Source organism: Pseudomonas sp. RW409 (assembly GCF_003184125.1).
Lineage (GTDB): Bacteria > Pseudomonadota > Gammaproteobacteria > Pseudomonadales > Pseudomonadaceae > Aquipseudomonas > Aquipseudomonas chlororaphis_I.
Genome location: NZ_QHHP01000007.1, coordinates 306,857 through 328,133, shown reverse-complemented (window position 1 = coordinate 328,133; position 21,277 = coordinate 306,857). Strand labels below are relative to the sequence as shown.

Sequence of the window (21,277 nt, the reverse complement as noted above, 5' to 3'; positions counted from 1 at the left end):
TTGAACAACCGTCAGCAATACGAGTTGTCCTGAGGCCATGAGCTTGCGGCGGGGGGCTGTGCCTTGACGGCGCAGCCTCTCGCAATGGGGGGGGGGACTGCAATGCCGCGGCTATCGTGTATGACAGAAAACAAACGCAGCCGTATCCGCTGTCTGCTGGTTTCTATGTCGCTGCGCGCCACTAAGGCCTAAAATTCCCGGCAAATACCCAAGACTGTCGACGACTTCCCAGGGGCTGCCTGCCGGGTCGCGTCCGCCGCCCCAGGTTTCGCAAGTACCTCAAGGAAGGTTCCCCATGCTACTGAGGTCCCTCGCAGCTATTGGCATTCTGTTGCTGGGTATTCTTTCACCGATATTTCCGGTTCATGCGCAAGACATCACCTTGTCCGGTCGCATGACCACAAGCAGTCACCCGTGGCTGGACGCCAAGGCGCGGCAGTGGCTGGAAGGGCGAGGGCCGCTCAGGGTCGGGGTGGTGCTTCTCGATTATCCGCCCCTGTCGGTGTTCTATGGCGATCGCTACCAGGGCATCACCGCCGACTACCTGGCCCTGATGTTCGAATGGCCGCCGCAGGTGCGCGCCTACTCGTCGCGGGCATCCGCACTGGCGGCCTTGCGCAGTGGCGAGATCGACCTGCTGGGCGCGGGCAGCGATGTCGAAGGCCGGGAAAATGGCCTGCTGCTCAGCGAGGCCTACCTGCCCGACCGCCCGGTGCTGGTGACGTCGCAGGCCCAGCCCTTCGACCCCAATCAAGCCGGTACCGTGCTGGGAATGACCGTCGGCTATCTTCAGGAACAGGCGGTACGGGAGGCCTACCCCCATAGCCAGGTGGAGTTTTTCGATTCGCCTCAACGCGCGCTCGAAGCGCTGGTGCTGGGGGACGTCGATGCGGTGTTGGGGGATGCCCTGTCCTCGCATTACCTGATGCAAACCCATTACCTGCTGGGCCTGCGCATCGACAACTTCGCTCCCGTCGACAGCCAGGGCTTTCGCTTCCTGCTGCGTCCGGGAGACGAGACGCTGAGGGGCATCATCGACCGGGCGATACCGAGGATATCCAGGCGCTATGGGGAAGACATCCTGCGCAGCTGGAGCGCCGGCCGCCGCTTGAGCATCGACGAAGCGCGCGTGAAGCTGACGCCCGCGGAACAGCGCTGGCTGGACAGCCACCCGCAGGTCCCCGTGGCCATCAATTACTCGCTCGGGGCGCTGGGCGAGCTGGGACGGGACCGCAGCGTCACCGGCATTGGCCGCGACTACCTGGAATTGATCAGCCAGCGCAGTGGCCTGAAGTTCGCCTACCTGGGCACGCCAAACACCCTCGAAACCAACAGGCTCATCGCCGAGGGGCGCGCGCTTCTGACCCCGGCCATGCCTCAGTCCGAGCTGTTCGAGACGCCACTGGATGTCTTGTCGCCGTACCTGCGCAGCTCCACCGTATTGATGACCGCGACCAGTGCTGGTCGTCACGCCGGCCGGCGTTTCACCGGGCTTGCCGATCTGAATGGGAAGACCCTGGCGACGGGTGAGGGCTACTTTTTCATCGATACGATAAGACGCGACTATCCGGCGATTCAGCTCAAGGTATACCCCACGTTCCTCGAGGCCATGCGCTCGGTCGATTCGGGGCAGAGCGAGGTGTACCTGAGCAGCGACTACACCGGTCGCTATCTGTCGGCCCAGTATTTCGACAATCGCATCCAGGTCACCGGGATCCTGCAGAACATCTCCACGCCCATCGGCATCGGGGTGGCGAAGCACCAGCCGGAGTTGCGCAGCATCCTGGAGAAGGCGCAGCTGGCAATCACGCCGGAAGAGGTCGCGGACATAGTCCAGGCCTGGGCGCCGCGCTTCGCCAGGGGCGGGAGCGACTTCTGGCGCGACCATCGCGACAAGATTCTCCAGCTGGGCGGGCTCTTCGCGACCCTGATCGCCATCTCGCTGATCTGGGCGTTCTACCTGCGACGCCAGGTCCGCAGGACCCGGGCCGCCGAGGAGCGCGCCGAGGCCGCCAACCAGGCCAAGAGTGTCTTCCTGTCGACGATGAGCCATGAGATACGCACGCCGCTGAACGCGATCATCGGCATGCAGGAGCTCGCGCTGCTGCGGGCGAAACAGGGGGAGGCCGACAGCGTATCCCTGTCCGTGGCCCAGGAAGCGGCCCAGGGGCTTTTGTCGCTGCTGGGCAATGTGCTGGATATTGCTCGCATCGAGTCCGGAAAGATCGATTCGTTTCCTGAGCCGGTGCTCATCAACCAGCAGATCGAAGGCGTCGCCTCGGTTGTCACTGGCATGGCGCGACAAAAAGGCCTCACCCTGGACGTCAAGGTCGAAGGCGATCTGCAGGCATGGGTGCTGCTGGACCCGCTGCATTTCAAGCAGGTGCTGTTCAACCTGCTCAGCAACGCCATCAAGTTCACCGAGCGCGGAGGCGTCATCCTCCAGGCCCGCACCCGTCGTGAAGGGCACAGCTTGCGCCTGGACCTCGATGTCGTCGACACGGGCATCGGCATTGGCGCCGAAGACATGGACAAGCTGTTCAAACCCTTCTCCCAGGTGGGCGTGCCAGGCGCGGGGCAGGCGTCCGGAAGCGGCCTGGGGCTGAACATCAGCCGCCGCCTGGTGCAATTGATGGGGGGCCAGATCAAGCCGCGTAGCGAACCTGGCAAAGGATCCTGCTTCAGCCTCGAATTGAGCCTGCCCATCTGTGACCCTCCAGCCGCTGTCGAGGGCGAAGCGGCGCAGCAGGACCCGACCGTTTCTGCCGAAGTGCCTCCGTTGTCCATCTTGCTGGCCGAAGATAATGCCTTCAATCGCGTGACCCTCAACACCCAGCTGGAAACCCTGGGGCATCGAGTGGTGGTCGCGGAAGATGGGCAGGAAGCCTTCAAGCGCTGGTTGAGCGCGGACTTCGACATCGTGCTCACGGACGGCATGATGCCGAGGATGGACGGCTTCGAACTCGCCAGGCGGATCCGCTGGGAGGAATCCCACAGCAGCCTGCCACGCTGTCGCATCATTGCCCTGACGGCCAGTATCGAGGCGAGTGCGGTGGAGCGATGCATGGCCGCCGGGATGGACCAGATTCTGTTCAAGCCCGCGACACTGGAAACGCTGCGGCAGGCTATCGCGTCCGGCCCGGCGGGCGGAACCGGCCCCGAGGAACCCCGATAAGCCGAAGCGGCCCTTTGCACGCCGGGTATCGGCCGCCCCCGCAAGCGCGGCCGATTCGATAAGCCCGGGAGCGGGGTCACCGGGATCGCTCCTTATGGATGAACGGGGTAGTCGGTGTATCCACGCTGGTCGCCGCCAAAGAAGGTGCTTGGGTCTGGCGTGTTCAGTGCCAGCCCGTCGCGGATCCGCCGGGGCAGGTCGGGGTTGGCCAGGAAGGGGCGACCAAAGGCAATCAGGTCGGCGCGGTTGGCGGCCAGGGCCTGCTCCGCCGATTGCGGATCGTAGCCGCCGGCGAGCATCAGCACGCCGTTCCACTCCGTGCGCAGTTGCCCGATGATCGCGTCCCAGCGCGGGTCGAAGTTCTCGTCCTTGACGGTGCCGACCACGGCCGGTTCCACAAGGTGCAGATAGGCCAGGGGCCAGCGGTTCAGGGCGCGGACGATATGGCCGAAAGTGGCCTCGGGCGTTGCGTCGCCCATGCCCATGAAGCGCCCCATGGGAGTGAGGCGTACCGCCACGCGTTCGGCACCCACCTCATCGGCGACGGCTGCCACGACCTCCAGCAACAGCCGGGCGCGATTTTCCACGCTGCCGCCGTACTGGTCCGTGCGCTGATTGCTGTTGCTGTTGATGAACTGGTCGAGCAGGTAGCCGTTGCCCGCGTGGATTTCCACGCCGTCCATGCCGGCTTTCAGGGCGTTGCGCGCCGCGCGCCGATAGTCGTCGACGATCTGCGCGATCTCCGCCACTTGCAGGGCGCGCGGCACCGGCACATCGCCCCAGACGCCGTTGCCCTCGTCGTCGACGATAAAGGTTTTGCCTGGAACCGGCAGGGCGCTGGGCGCCACCGGCAGGGCGTTATCGGGCTGGAAGCTCGGGTGAGAGACACGCCCCACGTGCCACAGCTGCATGAAAATCAGCCCGCCGGCTTCGTGCACTTGGCTGCTCACCTGGCGCCAGGCCGCCACCTGGGCATCGCTGTAGATCCCCGGGGTCCAGGCATAGCCCTGGCCCTGGCGGGAAATCTGCGTGGCCTCGGTAACGATCAGCGCGGCACTCGCGCGTTGCCGGTAATACTCGGCGTTCATGGCGGTCGGCAGGTCGCCCGGCTGGCCGGCGCGGGAGCGGGTCAGGGGGGCCATGGCCACGCGGTGAGCCAGGGTGTAGGGGCCGACCGCAAGGGGTTGGAACAGGTGCTGGGTCATGGGTATTTCCTTATGAGGGCATCGATCGGGATGCCGTGGGTGCTCAGGCGGACGGTGCCTGGTTGAACAACAGGTGATTGCCGATTTGCGTGCCTTGCCTGCGCAGTCTCTGGCCCAGTGCCAGTTGCGCGGGCTGCCAGCTGCGCAGGGCACGCTCGAGGTCGTTGGGAAAGGTGCGCAGGGCCGCGGCCAGGGCCAGGGCATTGGTGGCGGCCTTTGAGGTGCTCGCCGCGGTGTGCGGCCGCGGTATGGCGGCGGCATCGCCGAGCAGCACTACCCGGCGCTCGACCATCTGCTCGACGGCCAGGTCGCGGATGGCCTGGACAAAAGGCGCCTGGGTCGCTTGGACGACGGCGCGAAACTGCGGCGGCAACAAGGCCTCGGCCTGCTCGATCAGGTAGTCCCGCCAGGCGGGAGCGAGCCGGCCTTCCGGCACCGAGAAGCCGCGTTCACGGCCATCGGCGTCAGTCATGATGCGCGGCAGGATGGCCAGCGGGGCGACCCGGTACCAGACCCAGTTGTAGAGCCGGTGGCCCGGGCGCAAATCGTTGTCGGTGCCCGGCACCAGATAACCGAGGATGTGTGAGCCCTGGTGGTTGGCGAAGCCGAAGGTGCCGAACAGCTCATTGCGCACCTCGGCGGGCACGGCGCGCTCGGGCACAAGACCTCGCCACGCCACATAGCCTGCGTAGCTCGGCTGGCTGTCGGGCCAGAGCAATCGACGCACCGTCGAACTGCCGCCGTCGGCGCCCAGCAACAGCTGCGCCTGTGCCTGGTGCCCGCTGTCGAAGACCGCGCTGACGCTCCCGGGCTCGCTCTGGTCGATGCCTGCCAGCGTCTGCCCCCGGTGATAGTGCCCGGGGCCGAAGGCATCGCGCAGGGTGGTGTAGAGCAGTGACCAGGACGTCTGGACCTGGGGCATGTACAGATGACTGCGGATCGAGCCATCGGGACGAAACACCGTGCGGTACTCCGAGCGCACGCCCAGTTCGCCCAGTGGCAGCTCGCGCCCGCTTTGGCGCAGCGCCTCGACCACCTCGGGCTGCAAGACGATGCCGCCACCGCGGCTGTCGAGGTCGTGGGCCGAGCGCTCGTACAGCTCGACGTCCCATTTCGCCGCGTGCAACAAATTGCCGGCGAACAGGCCGCCGAGCGAACCGCCTATGACAATGGCGCGACGTGGATGATGCGATCGGGTGGCTGGCATGGGGTGTTCCTCCTGTTGGGCACTAACCTAATCCGCCGGGCCGCGCGTGATAATCCAGCCGCCGCTCTACGCTGCATTGCGTGAAACGCAACGCCCTGAACGGCGACGGATGCATGACGCGGCGAGCGGGCAGTCGACGGCGGGCGCGGCGATTGGCCCGCTCGCTCCTCGATGCCTTGGCAGCGTGCGAAAGGACCGCCGCCGAAGCGGCGGCTGGACTCCGGGCTAGGCCGGCTGCTCGGAGCGGGTCAGCGGCAGGTTCAGCCAGCGCCGGCCGGTGGCATTGGCCACGGCATTGCCGATGGCGGCGGCCATGGGGCCCTGGACGATCTCGGCGGCGCCGAGGAACGGCTGTCCCGGCTGATCGAGCAGATGCACCTCGACCTGCCGGGGCAACTGTGGAAAACGCAGGATCGGATAACCGCTCCAGTCGTAGCTGCGCACACCCCCCGGGTCGTAGCCGACCTTCTCGAACAGGGTCCAGCTGGCGGACTGCACGATGCCGCCTTCCACCTGGTTGCGCAGGCCATCGGGGTTGACGATCTGGCCCACGTCCACTGCCGTGACCACTCGATCGAGCTGCACCTCGCCGGTCTGCGGATGCACCCGCAGCAGGACGGCGATGGCGCAGTAGCCCATGATGTTTTTGTAGCGGGCAAACGCAAAGCCGATGCCCGCGCCGGGCTCCTTGCCCTTGTGCGGCCAGCCGCTGGCGTCCCGCACCCGTTCGACCACCGCCCGTGCCCGCGGGTCGCTCAGGTGGGCGAGGCGCAAGGCCACCGGATCGGTGCCGGCCCGGGCGGCCAGTTCATCGATGCAGGCTTCGATGGCGAAGATATTGATGTGGGCCCCCAGCGAGCGCATGGCGGAGGTGCGAAACGGCATGCGGGTGACGAAGTTCATGTCGATGCGGGTGGACGCCAGGCTGTACAGCGGCACGGCATTGCGATCGCCATCCCCTTCGGGCTGGGCGATGGGGATCGACGGCGCGGAAACGAACGGCCGGGCCAACAGCCGCGCGGGAATCAAGCGGCCGGCATTGACGATGCGTTCGTTGTGCGGCGTGGTCCACAGCTCATAGGCCCAGTCCTGCAATCGGCCCTGGGCGTCGAGGCTGGCCTGGACCTCGGTGAGCATGGCGCTGCTGTAGGGCTCCCAGAGGTTTTCCTGCTCGCGCATCCACTGCACCCGCACCGGCGTGCCGGCGAGCCGCATCGCGATCAACGCGGCATCGGCCGCCGCATCGTCCGCGCCGTTGTGGCCGTAGCACCCGGAACCCTCGGTATGGATGCAGCGCACCCGCTCCGGCGCCAGCCCGACCATCTCGGCGATCCCCGCGCGCAGCGGGTAGACCCCCTGGGTGTGGGTCCAGACCGTGAGCACACCGTCCTTGAACCAGGCCACGGCGCAGGACGGGCCGATGGAGCCGTGCATCAGGTACTGCTTGCTGAACCGCGCGCGATAGCTGGCGCGGGCGCCGGCCGCCGGGTTGCCTTCATGGCTGATCGGGTAGCGGCGCGCGGGCAGGCGGGTCAGTAGCGCGTGGATGTCCCGCGCTTCGGGGATCGCTTCTCCAGCGCTCCAGCGGGCCTGCTCATAGCCGCTGCGCATCGCCTTGATGGCTTGCCACTCATCCCGGGCGACCACCGCCAGGTAGTTGCCGTCCTGCACCACCCGCACCACGCCGGGCAGGGCCTTGATCGCCTCGGCATCGAAGGCTTCCAGGCGGCAGCCAGGGCGGGGCGGGCGGATCACCCGGGCGTGCAGCATGCCCGGCAGGCGCAGGTCCTGGACGAACGCGGCGCCGCCACTGACCTTGGCCGGGATATCCAGGCGCGGCAGCGAATGGCCGATCAGCTTGAACGCAGACGGTGGCATCGAGGGCGATTGCGCCTGCGCATAGTGGTGCAGGTCCACGCCCTTGACCGCCTCGGCATAAGGCATGCGTTGCCCGGCCGGGCCCTGGATCTGGCCCTCGTGCGTGGTCAGCAGCGCGGCGTCCACGGCCCAGCTGCGCGCGGCCGACGCCAGCAGCAATTGCCGGACCTGGGCCGCGGCGTTGAACAGGGCCGTGCCGCTGTCGAAAATGCTGTGGCTGCCGGCGGTGTAGCCTTCGTTGGGCGTCAGGGCGGTGTCCGCGCTGAGCAGGGTGATCGCGCCTGGCGCGAGGTCCAGGCGTTCGGCGGCAATCTGCAACAGCGCGGTTTTCACCCCCGTCCCCAATTCGGCCTTGCCGGTGTAGACGGTGACGCCTTCGGCCGCGACGCGGATCCAGGCATCGAGGTAGGGGTTGGTGCGCAGGCTGCCCGGCAGATCGGGCGCCAGTACTACCGTGCCGAGGGTATCGACTTCGCTGTCGGCCAGCGCCTGGCGCGCCGCCGGGACCAGGGTGAACGCCAGCACCAGCGCGCCACCGCGCAGGAACGCGCGACGCCCCTGATCGACTTCATGGTGCCGGGTCATGGCGCGCTCCGCTCTTGCCTGGCCACACGGCCGATGGCGTCGATGATCCGCAGGTGGGTGCCGCAGCGGCACAGGTTGCTCGCCATATGCTCGCGAATGGTGGCTTCGTCCGGATGAGGGGCGCGTTCCAGCAACGCCTGGGCGCGCATCAGCATGCCGGCGATGCAGTAGCCGCACTGGGCGGCCTGGGCCTCGATAAAGGCCTTTTGCAAAGGCCCCGGGCGCTCCGCCGTACCCAGGCTCTCCACCGTGCGGACGGCCTTGCCTTCTAGGCCGCTGCAGGGCGTCAGGCAGGAAAAGACCGGCTGGTCATCCACCAGCACGGTGCAGGCTCCGCATTGGCCCAGGCCGCAACCGTACTTGGCGCCGTTGAGCCCCAGGTGATTGCGCAGCGCATACAGCAACGGCATGTCGGGCTCCAGCTCCAGCGCATGGGGCGAGCCGTTGACGTTGAGGGTCATGTGGGTCATTGCGCCTCCTGGCGTAATTCGTGAAGGGTGGAAGAAAGGTCGGCCCACGGCTGGCCCGGGCTGGCCTGTTCGCGCAGGAACGAGGCCAGCGCCGCCAGCTGCTGGTTGTCCAGGCTGGCGGCGAAGGGCGGCATGGCCGGGCCGGGCAACCCCGGGGTGGCGGGCACGCCTTCGAGCACGGTCTTGAGAAAGTTGCGCGCGCTTGAGGCATGCAGCGCCGACGTCCGCTCCAGGGCCGGGCGCCCATCGATCTGGCGCATCGGCGCGGCCGGGCCATGGCAACCGGCGCAGGCGCTCTGGAACAGCTGGGCGCCAGGCGCCTGCTCGACCACCCCGGCGGGGCGTGCGGTGGCTGCAGCGGGTGCGGCGGGAGCGGGGCCCTCGAGGCTCAGCAGGTAGTCGGCAATCGCCTCGGCGTCGCTACCCGGCATGTTGCCCAGGCTGAGGCTGACCGGGCGCATCGGCCCGGCGGCGGTGCCATGGCCCTCGACCACCTCAGCCCGCAGGTAGCCCGCCAGTTGCTCGCGGCTCCAGGGCGCGGCGCGGTCGGCCAGGCCCAGCAGGGACGGCGCCTGCCAGCCGTCCACCCTGCCGCCGGCAAGATGCTGGGCGGACTGCTCGGCGCCCAGCGGGTTGAGCGGAGAATGGCAGCCGGCGCAGTGGCCGGGGCCTTCGACCAGATAGCGGCCACGGTTCCAGGTTGCGGACTGCTGCGCCACGGGCGCCAAGGGCTCCGCGTGCAGGAACAGCAGGTTCCAGAACGACACCAGCGGGCGGATGTTCATCGGGAAGTTCATCCGGTTCTGCATGGCCGGCGCATGCACGGCGGGGCCGCTCATCAGATAGGCGTAGAGGTCTGCGATGTCCCCGTCCGTCATGCGCCGGTAGTAGGCGTAAGGGAAGGCCGGATACAGCAAGTGCCCGTCGCGGGCGACCCCTTCGCGCATCGCCCGCTCGAAGGCCGGTAATGACCATTGGCCAATTCCGGTCCCGGCGTCCGGGGTGATGTTGGTGCTGTAGAGCGTGCCGAAGGGCGTTACCAGCGCCAGCCCACCGGCTAGGTAGCGGCCGCCGGGGCGGGTATGGCACACCGCGCAATCGCCGGCTTCGGCGACCCGCGCGCCGCGTTGCACCTGGGCGGCATCGAAGCGTTGTGGCGGTTCGGCCGGCGCGATCGCCGGGCGCCACATCAACAGCGCGGCGCCTATCGCGCCTGCCGTGGCGAGCACCACGGCGCCCAGCCACAACTGCCTGGCGTTCATCGGGTCACCCTTCATTGGTCCGTGGAATCCGCGCGGGCGGACAGTGATGCAGTCGAGGTCATGGAAGTCTCCTTGAGCCGCTGAGGAGAGCGGTGACGGACCGCCCCGTGGCAAGTGCCCAAGGGTAGAGAAGGGGGGTGGACGGCGGTATTGGCAAACCGCGCAAAGACCTTTTGCGTCATCGGCAACGCCGGGATCGTTGCGTGATGCGCATCGCTCAATTGCCCCGGCGGTGGATTCTCCCGATTGAACGTCGCGCCTAGCCTTGGCGAAACTTTTCTCCACGCGAACGAGGTTTCATCATGCCTACCGGCAACTTTGCAAGGACGGCCAGCACGGCGCTGAAGGGCGAGCGGCCCGCCACCCTCTCTGGCGCCCTGGTGGCCTTGCTGGCCTTCTGTTGTGGCGCGGTCGTCGCCAACCTTTACTACGCCCAGCCGATCGTCGAGCTGATCGCCCCGCAGATCGGCCTGTCGAACGCCCATGCCAGCCTGATTGTCTCGCTGACCCAGCTCGGCTACGCCGCGGGCCTGCTGCTGTTGGTGCCCCTGGCCGACCTGATGGAAAACCGCCGCCTGGTGGTGGGGTTCACGCTCGCCGTGAGCCTGTGCCTGATCGCCGCGGGCTTTACTGAGTCACCTTCGCTGTTCCTGGCGCTGTCGTTGCTCATCGGCCTGACTTCGGTGGCGGTGCAGATTCTGGTGCCGTTGGCCGCGCACATGGCGCCCGAGGAAAGTCGCGGGCGGGTGGTCGGCAACATCATGAGCGGGCTGCTGCTGGGCATTCTGTTGTCGCGCCCGCTGTCGAGCCTGCTGGCCCAGGCGTTCGGCTGGCGCGGGGTGTTCTTCAGCGCCGCGGGCCTGATGGCGGTGATCGCCTGCGTGATGGCCGTTGCCCTGCCACGGCGCATGCCGACGCATCAGTCCTCCTATGGCGAGTTGATCGGCTCGGTCTTCGCCCTTGCGCGCCGCCATGCCGGCCTGCGTGAGCGCTCCTTGTACCAGGGCTTGTTGTTCGCCAGCTTCAGCCTGTTCTGGACCATCGTGCCCATCGAGCTGATTCGTCAGCACGGCTTCAGCCAGGCGCAGGTGGCGGTGTTCGCCCTGGTGGGCGCGGTGGGGGCGATCGCGGCGCCGATCGCCGGCCGGCTGGCCGACGCCGGGCATGGCCAGCGCGGCACTCTCGTGGCCTTGCTGCTGGCGCCGCTGTCCCTGCTGATAGGGGCGCTGCCGGGCAGTGGCTACCTGTGGCTGGTGGTGTGCGCGGTGCTGCTGGATTTTGCCGTGCAGCTGAACATGGTGCTTGGCCAGCGTGAGGTGTATGCCATCGACCCGCACAGCCGGGCGCGCCTGAATGCGGTGTACATGACCAGCATCTTCGTTGGCGGCGCCCTGGGTTCGCTGGTGGCCAGCCCGCTGTATGAGCAGGTGGGGTGGAGCCTGTCGGCGACCTCGATTGCCGCGGTTCCCGGCTTGGCGCTGCTGCTGTTTCTGCTCCGTCACTACCGTCAGGGCTGAGGGTCCGGGGCGAAGGAGCAGGCGCAGGTCACGGTGCTTGAGCACAACCGTACAAGACACTCGGTGCGTGCTCAGGCATAGTTCCTGGCTTCAATTTTCGCTCGCGGAATCGGCTTATGGACAAGTTGCTGGCGCTGAAGATGTTCGTTGAAACCGTGCGCTGTGGCGGCTACTCATCGGCGGCGCGCAAGCTCGGCCTGTCGACGTCGTCGGTGACGCGGCAGGTGGCGGGGCTGGAAAGCGAGCTGGGCGCCAGCCTGCTCAATCGCACCACGCGCAACACCAGTGTCACGCTCGCCGGGCAGGCCTATTTCGACAAGGCCGTGGCGATTCTCGAGGCCATCGACGAAGCCGACGCCAGCGTCGCCGACCGTGGCAGCGAGGCCCAGGGGCATCTGCGGGCCAGCGTCCCGGTGGAGTTCGGCCGGCGCATCATCGCCCCGCACCTGGGGCGCCTGCTCGAACGCCATCCGGGCCTGGAGATCAGCCTGTCGTTGAGCGACCGGGTCAGCGACCTGATCAGCGAGCGCATCGATGTCTCGGTGCGCCTCGGTTCCTCGGTGGTCAGCGATGACATCGTCAGCAAGAAGATCGGCGACTTCCAGCGTTGGGTCGTGGCCAGCCCCGACTACCTGGCACGCACCGGCCTGCCGCGCCAGCCGAGCGACCTGCTGGAGCACCAGTGCCTGCGGTTCGACTATGGCGGCGTGCACCAGGACTGGACCTTCCAGGGCGACGAAGAGCCCCAGCGCCTGGGGGTGCAGGGCCGCTTGCAGAGCAACAACGCCGACATCCTGCGCGAGGCGGCGCTGGCCGGTGGCGGCGTGGCGCTGCTGGCCGACTGGCTGGTGCGCGACGATGTCGGCCAGGGCCGCCTGACCCGCGTGCTGGAGCAGTACGAGGTCAATCCCGGCACCGCCAGCACCTGCATCAACGCGCTGTACCTGCCCAACCATCGCGGCTCCAGCCGCATCAATGTGTTTATCGAGTTCCTCGAGGAAATCCTCGCCGCCTGAGCCTCGCTCGGGTCTCGAGCAAGACAGTGTTGCGCGGCCTGTGGCTACTCGTCCGGCAGGTGCGCGCCTAGAGTCTGGCCATCATGGGTAGAAGCAAGGTGGTCGCTATGGGTAACGTCATTCATCTGGCGTACGACTTCATCAATCCCTGGTGCTGGATCGGCGAGCTGAACCTGCGCCAGGCCATGGCGGCGGCGCACCGGCCACGGCCGATCGTCTATGTGCCGAGCCGCTGCGCGTTCGACCTTCCCGCCAGCCGCATCGAGCAGGGCGAGTACGCCCGGCGCCGGTTCGGCAGCCTGGCGCGCAGCCGGTTGTTCGAAGCGCAGATCACCCGGGCCGGCCAGGCGCTGGGGCTGCGTTTTGCCTTCGAGCGAATCGAGCGCCTGGTCGACAGCGACCCGGCGCACAGCCTGATGCTCGAGCGGGCTGCGCGCGGTGGCGACTGCGCCGCGCTGTTCGCGCGGATCTTCCGCGCTTATTTCTGCGAGGGCCGCGATATCGGCGATGCGCGGGTGCTCGCGGAGCTGGGCGGGGACGGCAAGCGCGAGCAGGAGCGGCTGCTCGACTACCTGTGCGGTGGTGAAGGACTGGCCGCGTTGCAGCGCCACAAATGCGATGCCGCGGACTGGTCGGGCGGGGTGCTGCCGGCCTTTCGCATCGGCGACACCCGGGTCTCGGGCGCCCAGCCCGGCGTCCTGCTGGCGCGGGTGTTGCGGGACGCGACGGTGGCAGACGCGCAGGTGGCCCATGCCTTGGGTTAGCCGTCATGTGGCTGCTGCCAACGGCGCTTCCCGGCGCATGGCCCGAGCAGGCTCGGCCCGCCGCGCAGGATCAGAACGGCCCGAGCTTGAGCGGGTACTGAATGACGATGTACAGCCTGTCGATGTCGTCGCCGGCCTGGGCGGCGTTGGCCCGGTGGCTGACGTGGGACAGTTGCAGCGACAGGTCCTTGGCCGGGCCCGACTGCACGATGTAGTGCAGGTCCAGGTCGCGTTCCCAGTGGCGTCCGCCCCGGCCCTGTTGCGGGCTGTAGGTGCCGCTGGCGCTGTCGAAGGGGTTGTAGGCGCCGCCCTGGGGCGCGTGGCTGCCGTCGATGCCGCGGCCGCTCACATAGCGGGCCATGAAGCTCAGGCCGGGAATGCCCAGGGCGCCCAGGTCGAGGTCGTAGCGCGCCTGCCAGGAGCGTTCGCCGGGGCCGTTGAAGTCGGCGTATTTGATCGAGTTGGCGAGGTAGATGGAGTCGCCGCCGACGAAGTCGAAGGGCGTGTCGCCGTGGATTTTCTGATAGGCCAGGGTGAATGCCTGGGCGTCGATCCGGTATTTGCCGGAGAGGCTGTAGGCCGTGGTGTCGATGGCGCCGGCCACGGCCTGGCCCTGGTCGCGGGTGCGGTACAGGTTGCCGTCGAGGAACAGCTGGCCAAGGCTGGCATGCAGGTTGGCGTAGTACTGGCGCCAGGTGTCGCTCAGCTCCGAGGCGTAGAGGGCGCCGCCCAGCGCCTGGCCGGCGAACAGGTCGGCGCCGATGAAGTCGATGCTGGCGTGGCGGGTGGTTGCCCCGTAGCCGGAAAAGTCGCCCTTGGCGGTCGAAGCGTCCTGGTTCTTGAAGGCGCTGAAGTGACCGGCCTGCAGGTCGAGCCCCTCGAGCTCACGGCTGGAGAGCAGCAGGCCGCTGGCGTATTCCGGTTGCAGGCGTTTGTCGGCGGTGTCGAATACCGGGGTCGCCACGGTCATTTCACCGAGCGCCAGGGTGGTCCGCGAAGCCTTGAACTTCAGCGCGCCGCCGGCGCTGGAGTAGCTGTCTTCGCTGCGCCCGTCATGATCCAGCGGCAACAGGCCCGTCCCGGAATGCCCCTTGCCGCCGTCCAGTTTCAAGCCCAGGAAACCGTGGGCATCGACCCCCACGCCGATGGTGCCGGGGGTGAAGCCGGACTCGAACGAGGCGATGAAGCCCTGGGCCCATTCCTGCTTGTAGCTCTTGCCGGCCGGGGTCGGGGAGCGATAGTCGTTGTTGAGGTAGAAGTTGCGGCTGAGCACTTCAAGACTCGCCCCCTCGAGGAAGCCGTGGGTGTCTTGCGCGCTCTGCGCCGCCAGCGCCGGGGCGCCGCCGCTGAGCAAGGCGAGCAGCCACAGCGGCTTCAGGCGCAGGCGCAGCGGCCCGGGGGCGGAGAGGTGTTTCGAGGCAAGCAGCATGCTTATGTCCCGCGTCAAGGTGGGTGGCCCAGGACGCGGCTGGCCGCGGTTCCGGCAACTGCCGGTATGCCTTCGGTCAATCGGCGTCCGCTCGGCGTGGCCATCGGATCGAGGCGAAGCATGGTTGCCTATTACAGGGCGCGGGGATTGTACGGCTGTGCTGCATTCGGCCGTTTGCGCGGGCAGGCAGGCTGCAGATGCCGTTCGCGGTGGGCGTTGCGGCAGTTCTTGAATTGTCACTGTTTTGGAATCAATGATTCTCGGTTTTGCTGGATTGTCCCTTTTTGTTTTGAGCCCTAAATTAGCCACCAAGCCGGCAGCAAAGCCTCCCCAGCGGAACCCGCGCCGAGCCCCCGAATTTTGCAACTCAACGCTTTTACCCACTTAGCTATCGACATCAAAAGGAACGCGCCATGTCTATTCGTGAACTGCTCAACCCAAGCAACTCCGCCCTGATCCTGATCGACCACCAGCCACAGATGTCCTTCGGTGTGCAGTCGATCGACCGCCAGACCCTGAAGAACAACACCGTGGGCCTGGCCAAGGCGGCGAAGATCTTCAACGTGCCGACCATCTTCACCTCGGTGGAAACCGAGAGCTTCAGCGGCTACATCTGGCCGGAACTGCTCAGCGTGTTCCCGGACCACCAGCCGATCGAGCGCACCTCGATGAACTCCTGGGAAGACAAGAAGCTGGTGGAAGCGGTCAAGGCCACCGGGCGCAAGAAGCTGATCATGGCCGCGCTGTGGACCGAGGTCTGCCTGAACTTCCCGGCCCTGGAAGCCCTGGCCGAAGGTTATGAGGTGTACATCGTCACCGACGCTTCCGGTGGCACTACCCAGGAAGCCCATGACATGTCGGTGCAGCGCATGATCCAGGCCGGCGCGGTGCCGGTGACCTGGCAGCAAGTGCTGCTCGAATTCCAGCGCGACTGGGCGCACAAGGAAACCTACGACGCGGTGATGGACCTGGTGCGTGAGCATAGCGGCGCCTACGGCATGGGCGTGGACTATGCCTACACCATGGTGCACAAGGCGCCGCAGCGTCAGGTCAAGTAAGCCAGCGACCAACGATAACGCGGTTTAGCAGAAGCACCGCGTCATCCAAATAACCGGCAAGTTGCAATAAAAAAGGGACGCTCTTATTGGAGCGTCCCTTCTTGTTTAATGAATCAACGGTTGATCAGCGACAACGACAAGTTGCACTTAGCAGAACCGGTCAATCACCCGAACTTCCGACTTGTTCTGCAGCGATTGCCATTCATTCTTCAGGGTATCGAGTACCCGTCCGATGAAGTCCCTGTCGGCGGCGGCCTTCTTGCCGACGTAGCCCTGGCCACGGCGGTACATTTTCAGGCGGGCCAGCAGGTCCTGGTTGTTCTTGTCGAACTCTTCTTCATGGGCGTGGGGCGACAGGCAGTCGATATGGACCTGGCCAGACTTGGCAATCCACAGGATGTGGCTGTCATGTTTGTCTTTCTGTGCCGCGAACATACGAGCCAGTTCATCAATAGTAGGTTGATTGTTCAGATTCATTTGTAAGCCCCTTGACCATTTCGATCTATCTAGTTGAGTCGCTAATTGATATCGCTACATCGGTAAGTTGAACCCTGATACCGGAAACAGGGCGACAGAGGGTGTCTGTCGGATACAGATAAGGCCCAGAGCCTGATGCGTGTAGTCGTCTTGATTAACTGCTACGCAATAGCGTCACAACGAAGAGAAGCAGCGTAAACCTGGATCAAGCTGCCGAAGTTTTCAGTTTCGGCCACAAGCATCTTGAGGAGTTTTCGCCAGCTTCCCGCCCTTTGTACTGGACGTTCATGCCAGGTCAGTTTCATCAATCTGCCTTGTGGGCAGTACACATCCGGGTTAACAGCTCGGCGGTCAGACGAGCTTGCTCATAACACCTTTGCCAAGTCTCCCGATCGGGGAGACGCCTGCATCATGCAAGGGCAAATTCGCCTCGTCAACGGTTTTGTAGTGAAAATTTTCAAGTACTACATATTGTCCGACAAAACCTTTCGGCACATGCCCGGAACGGGCTATCGCGACCGAAGGCAGGTAGAATCAAGGCCTTGAAACAGGTTCTTGAGGTTGCAGTGGTGGATTTACAGCAGGGCTTCGTCCTGACCCGGCACTGGCGTGACACGCCGGCAGGCACGGAAGTCGAGTTCTGGTTGGCGACTGATGCCGGGCCGCGCCAGATCCGTTTGCCGGTGCAGACCTCCGTGGCCTTCATTCCCGCCGAACAGCAGGAACAGGCCCGGCGCCTGCTGGCCGACGATCACGATGTCGAATTGCGCCCCCTGGGCCTGTGCGACTTCCAGCACCGCCCGGTGCTGGGCCTGTACTGCCCGCAGCACAATCAATTGATCCGCCTTGAAAAGACCTTGCGCCGCGCCGGCGTCGAGGTGTTCGAGGCCGATGTGCGGCCGCCCGAGCGCTACCTGATGGAGCGCTTCATCACCGCGCCGGTGTGGTTCGGCGGTACTCCGGGCGAGGGCGGGATGCTGCTGGAGGCGCAGATGAAGCCGGCGCCGGACTACCGACCGTCGTTGAAGCTGGTGTCGCTGGATATCGAGACCAGCGAGACCGGCGAGCTGTATTCCATCGCCCTGGAAGGCTGTGGCCAGCGCCAGGTGTACATGCTCGGCCGTGCTCGCGAGGACGACAGCGCGGTGGACTTCGACCTGGAGTTCTGCGCCAGTCGCGAGCAGTTGCTCGAGCGGCTCAACCAGTGGCTGGCGCGGCACGATCCGGACGCGATCATCGGCTGGAACTTGGTGCAGTTCGACCTGCGGGTGCTGCACGAACACGCGCGCCGCCTGGCGGTGCCCTTGCGCCTGGGGCGTGGTGGCGAGGAGATGCAGTGGCGCGAACACGGCAGCCGTACCCATTATTTCGCCGCGGCCGCCGGGCGCCTGATCATCGATGGCATCGAAGCCCTGCGCTCGGCGACCTGGAGCTTCCCGTCCTTCAGCCTGGAAAACGTCGCCCAGACCCTGCTCGGCGAAGGCAAGTCGATCGACAACCCTTACCAGCGCATGGACGAAATCAACCGTATGTTCGCCGAGGACAAGCCCGCCCTGGCGCGCTACAACCTCAAGGACTGCGAGCTGGTGACGCGGATTTTCGCCAAGACCGAGCTGCTCACCTTTCTTCTCGAGCGGGCCACGGTCACCGGCCTGCCGGCCGACCGCAGCGGCGGTTCGGTGGCGGCCTTCACCCACCTGTACATGCCACTGATGCACCGCCAGGGCTTCGTCGCGCCGAACCTCGGCGAGAAGCCGCCGGAGGCCAGCCCCGGCGGTTTTGTCATGGACTCGCGGCCGGGTCTGTACGAGTCGGTGCTGGTGCTGGACTACAAGAGCCTGTACCCGTCGATCATCCGCAGCTTCCTGATCGACCCGGTGGGGCTGGTGGAAGGCTTGCGCCACCCGGCGGACGACGAGTCGGTGCCGGGCTTTCGCGGCGCGCGGTTTTCCCGCAGCCGGCATTGCCTGCCGTCGATCGTCGCCCGGGTCGCCGAGAGCCGCGAGGTGGCCAAGCGCGAACACAACGCGCCGCTGTCCCAGGCGCTGAAGATCATCATGAACGCCTTCTATGGCGTGCTCGGTTCCAGTGGCTGCCGATTCTTCGATCCGCGCCTGGCCTCGTCGATCACCATGCGCGGCCACGAAATCATGCGCCGCACCCGCCAGCTTATCGAAGCGCAGGGCCACAAGGTGATCTACGGCGACACCGACTCGACCTTCGTCTGGCTCGGCAGCGCCCACGCCGAGGCGGATGCCGCGCGCATCGGCCGCGCGCTGGTGCAGCACGTCAACCAGTGGTGGCGCGATCACCTGCGCGATGAATACGGCCTGGAAAGCGCCCTGGAACTGCAGTTCGAAACCCACTTCAGCCGCTTCCTGATGCCGACCATTCGTGGCGCGGAGGAGGGCAGCAAGAAGCGCTACGCCGGCCTGGTGACTCGCGCCGACGGCACCCAGGAGATGGTCTACAAGGGCCTGGAAGCGGTGCGCACCGACTGGTCGCCGCTGGCCCAGCAGTTCCAGCAGGAGCTGTACCAGCGGATCTTCCATCGCCAGCCGTACCAGGATTATGTGCGCGACTACGTGCGGCGCACCCTGGCCGGCGAGCTGGACGAGCAACTGGTGTACCGCAAGCGCCTGCGCCGCCAGCTGGACGACTACGAACGCAACGTGCCACCCCATGTACGCGCCGCGCGCCTGGCCGACGAATACAACCAGCAGCACGGCCGGCCCCAGCGCTATCAGAACGGCGGCTGGATCAGCTACGTGATCACCCTGGCCGGTCCCGAACCCCTGGAAAACCGCACCGCGGCCATCGATTACGATCACTACGTGACCCGCCAATTGCAGCCGGTGGCGGATGCCATCCTGCCGTTCGTGCAGGACGACTTCAGCACCCTGGTGGGTGGGCAGATGGGGTTGTTCTAGGAGGCATCTCGTCGTAGCCGCTGCCGAGGCTGCGAACGACTTGGGCGGCATTCCGACGCAGCAGGCGCAAACCTGAGAACGCGTTGAGTCTGGATAATCGCGATGTCCCCCATTACGGCTGCTTCGCGGCCGATCGCAGCCTCGCGGGCTCGGCAGCGGCTACAGGGAAGGGCTCAGTCGTCGACCGAGGTGCAAGTGCCGCTGGCGCCTTGCTTGCCGCTGTAGGTCACGACCACCGAATCGTCATCCTCAACGCTGATGGACACCATGATGCCCGCGCCCTTGGCCTCGAAATAACGCTCGTTGACGGTCTTGGTCTGGGCCTCTTTGCCGTTGATGAACACCGGTCCCCCTTCCTCCGCGCTGACTGGAATATTGCCCGGACAGTCGACGTTGAACAGCGGGATGCCTTCGGCGTGGGCGGCGCTGGCGACCAGCGACAGGGCGCAGCTAAGGAGGAATTTTTTCATCGTGGACTCCTTCAGGAAACAGGCAGAAGCCCGGGTGCGGCAGGGGGCTCCGTTAGCGCTGAAGCTTAGCGTATGGCGTGCCTGGGTAAGGGATTGGCGGCGATTTTAATGATATGAAAGGTTGTCTGGGCATATTGTCGGACAATAAAAATCGTGGACGAGGCGCCGATCTCTGTGTCAGTTTTTCCCCGCCTTGAATAGGGCGAGTGATAGGACGATCTCGCTAACAGGTCGCCGTGGTCTATCGGAAATTTTCAGCGTTGAACAAGGATGTAAATGATGTCAAAAGCCAAAGAAAATGCCGGTTTTTCGGCAGCACCAGGCAGCGATGCCTACCAACTGATCACTGCCTTCAGCCATGCCTATGACCGTGGCGGCTCGGAGCTGGTGAATGGCAAGCCGTCGTACACCGCGGACCAGGCCGCCGACCAGATCCTGCGCAAGAACCTGTCCTGGCACGACCAGAACGGCGACGGCAAGATCGAGCTGAGCTATAGCTTCCTCACCCGCGAACCGGCCAACTACAACCCCAAGCTGGGCACCTTCAGCGAGTTCAGCGCGTTGCAGAAAGCCCAGGCGTTCCTGGCCCTGCAATCCTGGTCGGACGTGGCCAATGTGAGCTTCAACGAAGCCGCGAGCGGCGGTGACGGGCACCTGAGTTTCGGCAACTACAACGTCAGCACCGGTGGCGCGGCCTTCGCCTACCTGCCTTCGGGCAGCAGCTATGACGGCCAGTCTTGGTACCTGATCAACGATCAGTACCGGGTCAACGAAACCCCGGGCAACGGCAACTACGGTCGCCAGACCCTGACCCACGAAATCGGCCACAGCCTGGGCCTGTCCCATCCGGGCGCCTACAACGCCGGCAACGGCAACCCGACCTACAACGATGCCACCTACGCCCAGGACACTCGCGGCTACAGCCTGATGAGCTACTGGAGCGAGAGCAACACCGGGCAGAACTTCAGTAAGGACGGCGGTGGCGCCTATGCCTCGGCGCCGCTGATGGACGACATTGTCGCGGTGCAGAAACTCTACGGCGCCAACCACGAGACCCGCGCCGACGATACCGTGTACGGCTTCAACTCCAACACCGGGCGCGATTTCTACAGCGCCAGTTCGGCGGCCTCCAAGCTGGTGTTCTCGGTGTGGGACGGCGGCGGCAACGACACCCTGGACTTCTCCGGCTTCACCCAGAACCAGAAGATCAACCTCAACGAGGGCTCGTTCTCCGACGTCGGCGGCCTGGTGGGCAACGTGTCCGTGGCCCATGGCGTGACCCTGGAAAACGCCATTGGCGGCTCGGGCAACGACCTGCTGATCGGCAACGCCGCGGCCAACATCCTCGAAGGCGGTGCCGGCAACGACATCCTCTACGGCGGCGGTGGTCGCGACACGCTGTGGGGCGGGGCAGGGGCGGACACCTTCGTGTTCGGCGCGGCATCCGATTCGACCTTCGATGAGCCCGACTGGATCATGGATTTCACCAGCGGCCAGGACAAGATCGACCTCAGCGGCCTGGCGCAGTTCGCCTCGGGGCAGGCGACCCTGAACTTCGTCAGCGGCTTCACCGGCCACGCCGGCGACGCGATCCTGACCTACTACGCCGAGACCGACCAGACCAGCCTGCTGGTCGACCTCACTGGCCTTGGCGCGGTGGACTTCGCCGTGGGCACCATCGGCCAGGCGGCGACCACCGATATCGTGGCCTGATCGATAGCAACGAAAACGGCGCGCCATGGCGCGCCGTTTTTTTTGGCCGCTACCCTTGGCTGACGATGATGGCCCCAAGGCCTGCAACCATCCTTGGGGCGCTATCGCCAGCGAGGGTTTT

Annotated in this window: 15 protein-coding genes; 7 read left to right on the top strand and 8 right to left on the bottom strand. The window is 65.8% G+C overall.

Annotated elements, in window-relative coordinates; translation table 11 throughout:
• The first annotated feature begins 295 nt into the window (after positions 1 to 295).
• Positions 296 to 3,175, top strand: coding sequence for an ATP-binding protein (locus DK261_RS08620; RefSeq protein WP_053269352.1), 2,880 nt, complete (start codon positions 296 to 298; stop codon positions 3,173 to 3,175).
• A gap of 92 nt (positions 3,176 to 3,267) precedes the next feature.
• Here the strand turns inward: DK261_RS08620 and DK261_RS08615 are convergent, their stop codons facing one another.
• From DK261_RS08615 to DK261_RS08595, 5 genes are all read right to left on the bottom strand, one after another.
• Entirely contained in the window at positions 3,268 to 4,380 is a 1,113-nt protein-coding gene (locus DK261_RS08615) for an alkene reductase (protein WP_009049607.1), read from the bottom strand.
• A gap of 43 nt (positions 4,381 to 4,423) precedes the next feature.
• Positions 4,424 to 5,587: an FAD binding domain-containing protein gene (locus DK261_RS08610; protein WP_110175572.1), complete on the bottom strand. Its 1,164-nt coding sequence runs from the start codon at positions 5,585 to 5,587 to the stop codon at positions 4,424 to 4,426.
• 225 nt (positions 5,588 to 5,812) lie between these two features.
• Positions 5,813 to 8,050: a molybdopterin cofactor-binding domain-containing protein gene (locus DK261_RS08605; protein WP_041986015.1), complete on the bottom strand. Its 2,238-nt coding sequence runs from the start codon at positions 8,048 to 8,050 to the stop codon at positions 5,813 to 5,815.
• Positions 8,047 to 8,520 (bottom strand): (2Fe-2S)-binding protein, encoded by a 474-nt coding sequence (locus tag DK261_RS08600; RefSeq protein ID WP_110175571.1) that lies wholly within the window; start codon positions 8,518 to 8,520, stop codon positions 8,047 to 8,049. The genes DK261_RS08605 and DK261_RS08600 overlap by 4 nt, the downstream gene beginning before the upstream one ends.
• Positions 8,517 to 9,782, bottom strand: a complete 1,266-nt coding sequence (locus tag DK261_RS08595; RefSeq protein WP_110175570.1) for a c-type cytochrome — start codon at positions 9,780 to 9,782, stop codon at positions 8,517 to 8,519. Before DK261_RS08595 ends, DK261_RS08600 begins: the two co-directional genes overlap by 4 nt.
• 302 nt (positions 9,783 to 10,084) lie before the next feature.
• Here DK261_RS08595 and DK261_RS08590 point away from each other — a divergent pair, with 302 nt between their 5' ends.
• From DK261_RS08590 to DK261_RS08580, 3 genes are all read left to right on the top strand, one after another.
• Complete coding sequence (locus DK261_RS08590; protein ID WP_110175569.1) at positions 10,085 to 11,299, top strand: MFS transporter; 1,215 nt, start codon at positions 10,085 to 10,087, stop codon at positions 11,297 to 11,299.
• A 116-nt stretch (positions 11,300 to 11,415) separates the two neighbouring features.
• Positions 11,416 to 12,315 (top strand): LysR family transcriptional regulator, encoded by a 900-nt coding sequence (locus DK261_RS08585; protein WP_016703082.1) that lies wholly within the window; start codon positions 11,416 to 11,418, stop codon positions 12,313 to 12,315.
• A gap of 107 nt (positions 12,316 to 12,422) precedes the next feature.
• Positions 12,423 to 13,079 carry a DsbA family protein gene (locus DK261_RS08580; RefSeq protein ID WP_110175568.1) on the top strand — a complete coding sequence of 219 codons (657 nt, stop codon included), beginning with the start codon at positions 12,423 to 12,425 and terminating at the stop codon, positions 13,077 to 13,079.
• Positions 13,080 to 13,149: 70 nt separating this feature from the next.
• On the opposite strand, the gene DK261_RS08575 is transcribed toward DK261_RS08580, so the two are convergent.
• Complete coding sequence (locus DK261_RS08575; RefSeq protein WP_110175567.1) at positions 13,150 to 14,508, bottom strand: OprD family porin; 1,359 nt, start codon at positions 14,506 to 14,508, stop codon at positions 13,150 to 13,152.
• 413 nt (positions 14,509 to 14,921) lie between these two features.
• On the opposite strand from DK261_RS08575, the gene DK261_RS08570 reads away from it, so the two are divergent.
• A complete protein-coding gene (locus tag DK261_RS08570; protein WP_016702824.1) occupies positions 14,922 to 15,566 on the top strand; it encodes a hydrolase in 645 nt (214 codons plus the stop codon).
• A 147-nt stretch (positions 15,567 to 15,713) separates the two neighbouring features.
• Here the strand turns inward: DK261_RS08570 and DK261_RS08565 are convergent, their stop codons facing one another.
• Positions 15,714 to 16,043, bottom strand: coding sequence for a hypothetical protein (locus DK261_RS08565; RefSeq protein ID WP_009048371.1), 330 nt, complete (start codon positions 16,041 to 16,043; stop codon positions 15,714 to 15,716).
• 569 nt (positions 16,044 to 16,612) lie between these two features.
• Here DK261_RS08565 and DK261_RS08560 point away from each other — a divergent pair.
• Complete coding sequence (locus DK261_RS08560) at positions 16,613 to 18,973, top strand: DNA polymerase II (RefSeq protein WP_009048372.1); 2,361 nt, start codon at positions 16,613 to 16,615, stop codon at positions 18,971 to 18,973.
• A gap of 173 nt (positions 18,974 to 19,146) precedes the next feature.
• Here the strand turns inward: DK261_RS08560 and DK261_RS08555 are convergent, their stop codons facing one another.
• Positions 19,147 to 19,443 carry a hypothetical protein gene (locus DK261_RS08555; RefSeq protein WP_028682788.1) on the bottom strand — a complete coding sequence of 99 codons (297 nt, stop codon included), beginning with the start codon at positions 19,441 to 19,443 and terminating at the stop codon, positions 19,147 to 19,149.
• Positions 19,444 to 19,722: 279 nt separating this feature from the next.
• Between DK261_RS08555 and DK261_RS08550 the strand changes: the two genes are divergently transcribed.
• Positions 19,723 to 21,156: a serralysin family metalloprotease gene (locus DK261_RS08550; protein WP_016702821.1), complete on the top strand. Its 1,434-nt coding sequence runs from the start codon at positions 19,723 to 19,725 to the stop codon at positions 21,154 to 21,156.
• The last annotated feature ends 121 nt before the right edge of the window (positions 21,157 to 21,277 follow it).